At 72.5% G+C, this 2,866-nt stretch carries 4 protein-coding genes; 1 reads left to right on the top strand and 3 read right to left on the bottom strand.

Annotated features, from left to right (window positions below):
* Positions 1-243, top strand: a 243-nt coding sequence (locus P1P70_RS42940; RefSeq protein WP_319247681.1) for a hypothetical protein, incomplete at its 5' end; no start/stop codon positions are given.
* Between the two features lie 596 nt (positions 244-839).
* On the opposite strand, the gene P1P70_RS42935 is transcribed toward P1P70_RS42940, so the two are convergent.
* The 3 genes from P1P70_RS42935 to P1P70_RS42925 all read right to left on the bottom strand — a co-directional run bounded on the left by P1P70_RS42935 (position 840) and on the right by P1P70_RS42925 (position 2,668).
* Positions 840-1,097 carry a VOC family protein gene (locus P1P70_RS42935; RefSeq protein WP_319247679.1) on the bottom strand — a complete coding sequence of 86 codons (258 nt, stop codon included), beginning with the start codon at positions 1,095-1,097 and terminating at the stop codon, positions 840-842.
* 69 nt (positions 1,098-1,166) lie between these two features.
* On the bottom strand, positions 1,167-2,192 hold the full coding sequence (locus P1P70_RS42930) for a zeta toxin family protein (RefSeq protein WP_319247677.1): 1,026 nt from the start codon (positions 2,190-2,192) through the stop codon (positions 1,167-1,169).
* Positions 2,193-2,368: 176 nt separating this feature from the next.
* Positions 2,369-2,668: a hypothetical protein gene (locus tag P1P70_RS42925; protein WP_319247675.1), complete on the bottom strand. Its 300-nt coding sequence runs from the start codon at positions 2,666-2,668 to the stop codon at positions 2,369-2,371.
* Positions 2,669-2,866 lie beyond the last annotated feature (198 nt).

The following is a 2,866-nucleotide window of genomic DNA, read 5'->3' as shown; positions in this document are numbered from 1 at the left end:
CCCCGCAATCGCCCCACCCCGGACGCGTGGGGCGCGAGGCTGGTTACAGCTCGGAGGACCCGCAGGGAGCGGCACGCCCCGCCCGTGCTGGCGACGCAGCCGCAGCCGCGCGCCGAGTGGTTCCCGCCCGACCCGTGGGAGCACACGGGGGCCATGGTCCGCCCCTACGTCGGCCCACTGGGCGGCACCTCGCAGACGCACCGGACAGGCGCCCAGGGCGCCCCCTGGGGGAGTGCCCAGTGATGACCATCGCTGTGTACCGGATCGATCCGCAGACGGGCGCCCGGACCCTCGTACGCGCCGAGCACACCGTGCAGCCGTCGAGCGTGCCGGATCTCTCCAGCGGATACCCGCCGTGCGGGTGCCCGCGCCACAGGGGCAGCGACCAGCGCGCGAACAGACTCCGCGCCTTGCTGGCCGAAGCAAACCGACGTAGCAGGGGAGCACTGTGACTCGCTCGATCATCAGGGCCGCTGAGTGGACGCTAGGGCCGGAAACCGCCCAGGGCGCAACGCAGGGCATCTACTCCGCCGAGTGCATCACGTGCGGGGCGCAAGCGCAGCCAACTGACAATGAGCGCTTGCCAGTTGAGGTCTGGGCCCTAAAACACACGGGCCTGAATCCGACGCACCGTCAGTTCAAGGCGACGGCGGAAACCTTCTGGCGAGTCACGCCGAGCGAGGGCAACCCGTACGCCGAGAGCGACCCCCAGGGCGCCATACAGGGCGCGTAGCACCACCCCCCGATGGCTGCCGCTTCCGGGGCGCTGCGAGGCGCAAGGGCAGCAACGCATGACCCCCGTCCCGCATCCCCCGTCGGGACGGGTGCAGCGCCCCCGACTACGTGAGCAAGGGCCGTAGTCGGGGGCGCTTTGCCGTGGCAGTGGTTACGTCTTCGCTACGTCTGCCCTCGGGCACACGGACGAACAGCAGCCTCGGGCCACCTGCCGGATCCGCGATCAGCGCCTCCGGGTCACCGGGCTTGTCGTCGTCGGCCAGCGGCCGGCCGAGCAGTTCGCTCCAGAAGAGACCGAGGTCGTACGGGTCGCCGGTGCAGTCGAAGGTGAGGCTGTGGATGGTGGGGGGCGTCAAGCTCAACTGATATCTCCGTGTGAGTCGGTAAGCGGGTGCGTCAGGTGCGTCAGGCAACTCGGTGAGGCGGGTGATTCAGCGGTTCGGGGTCGGTCCGGGATTGTTGTTGTTCGGCGGTTGGTTCGCGGGAGGGCGGTTGGGAACCGCCGGGAGGCCCGGGGTCCGGTGCGGCCCCGGGGTCCCGGGAGTGCCCGGCGTACGGCTCGCGGACCCGCCGTGCGACCTCATCGTCGCCGCCGAGGAGACACCGGGTCCTGCGGCCGCCCCCGATGCCAGCTGCCGGAGTGCCGTTCGCAGGCGGTTCAGCCGGTCCGCCACCGACGGGTGGGCGTACGGCTGGGCGGCGGCGACAGCCTCCGAGAGGAGTCCCCGCCAGCGCGGCTGGATCGGCTCGCCCAACTCCTCCGACTTGACCTTGGCGAGCTTCTCCGCGGTGGTGGCGAGCCACTCCGACTCGGCCCGGGTCCACGGACGTTCGCGTTCCGTGCGCAGGGCGGTGTCCGTGCCGGTGGGCCCGGCCCAGTCGCCGTCGGGGCCGAGGGTGTTGCGGTAGAGAGCCGTGCCGTCGCGGCGGTAGACCGTCACCGAGTCCGCGAGCCGCTCCTCGTCGATGACACGGGCGCTGGCGAGGACACCGGGGAACGAGCGGTCGGGGTTCTCCACGAAGCGGGCGCCGCCCTGGGCCAGCCGGTCGGTGTGGTACCGCTCCAGAACCCCCAGCCGGCTCAGCGCGGAGCCTCCGGCGACGAACACCACGTCGATCTCGTACCCGGCCTCACGGAACCGGTCCAGCAGCCGCCGGGTGCGCTCGGGGTCGTCCTGGGCGGTGTCGAACAGCACGTCGAGCCGTCGGTCGACGGCGTCCCCGATCGCGGTCTCCACCCAGGCACGGGCGTCGTGATGGGTGTAGAAACCGGCTGTGGTGTCGTCGGCGCGCAGTAACTCGGCCCATTTGGGGTGCAGTTCGCGGATGCCGTCGCTGGAGATCTTCACGACGTCCCGGTCGCCGACGAGGGCCCGGGCGACATTGGACTTCCCGGAGCCCGGCTGCCCGCCGAGCACGATCACCTTCGGCCGCGCGGCCCCCTCCCCTACCAGCACGGCCGGGGCGATCACCTCCCGGTAGACCTGCCGGTGCCGCTCGGGCGGGAGTGCGTGCCGTAACGGGTCGGGGGACGATGGTTCGGGAGGCGTGCGCCCCGACCCGGGATCCGAAGCCCGCGGCCGAGGCCGAGGCCCCGCTCCGGCCCCCTCGGCTCTCCCCGGCTCCTCCCCCGTCACCGCCCCTCCTCCACGGCCCGCCGGGCCACCGGGCCCAGCTCCTCGACCACGCGCCGCAGCTCCTGCGGGGTCAACCTTCGTACCCGGCGCAGCAGTTCGGCGTACCGTTCGCTCTCCGTCGTCCAGCGCATGACCGCCTCCGGGTCCGGCTCGGCCGCCTCCCGGGCCAGCCGCAGCCGCTCCGCGGCCCAGCCGGCCAGCAGGCCGAGGATGCCCTCGGCGGAGTCCAGGTCCCGGGCGGACTGCTCGGAGAGTACGGAGAGGTCGTGGCTGCGCAGGTCATCGGGCTCGGGCATGTACGGATCACTCCTCGATGACGCGTGTACGGCGTATGGGGCGGGCAGCCTCTTGCGCCCCGGCCCTCTCTTCCACCACGCCGGTGTCTCCGTTCACGGTTCCGCCACCGACCAGGGTCCCGTCACCTACCGCGCCGCAACCGAATTCACCGGCGGCGCCGCCTCCGGCCCGGGCTCCTCCTCAGCCCACCGCCCGCA

This window comes from Streptomyces sp. MB09-02B (genome assembly GCF_033794485.1).
Classification (GTDB): domain Bacteria; phylum Actinomycetota; class Actinomycetes; order Streptomycetales; family Streptomycetaceae; genus Streptomyces.
This window is presented reverse-complemented; position numbering and strand designations above follow the sequence as displayed.

Bases quoted from the DNA above. Each gene is read 5' to 3' on its own strand.
- P1P70_RS42925 (WP_319247675.1), bottom strand. From the start codon at position 2,668: ATGCCCGAGCCCGATGACCTGCGCAGCCACGACCTCTCCGTACTCTCC.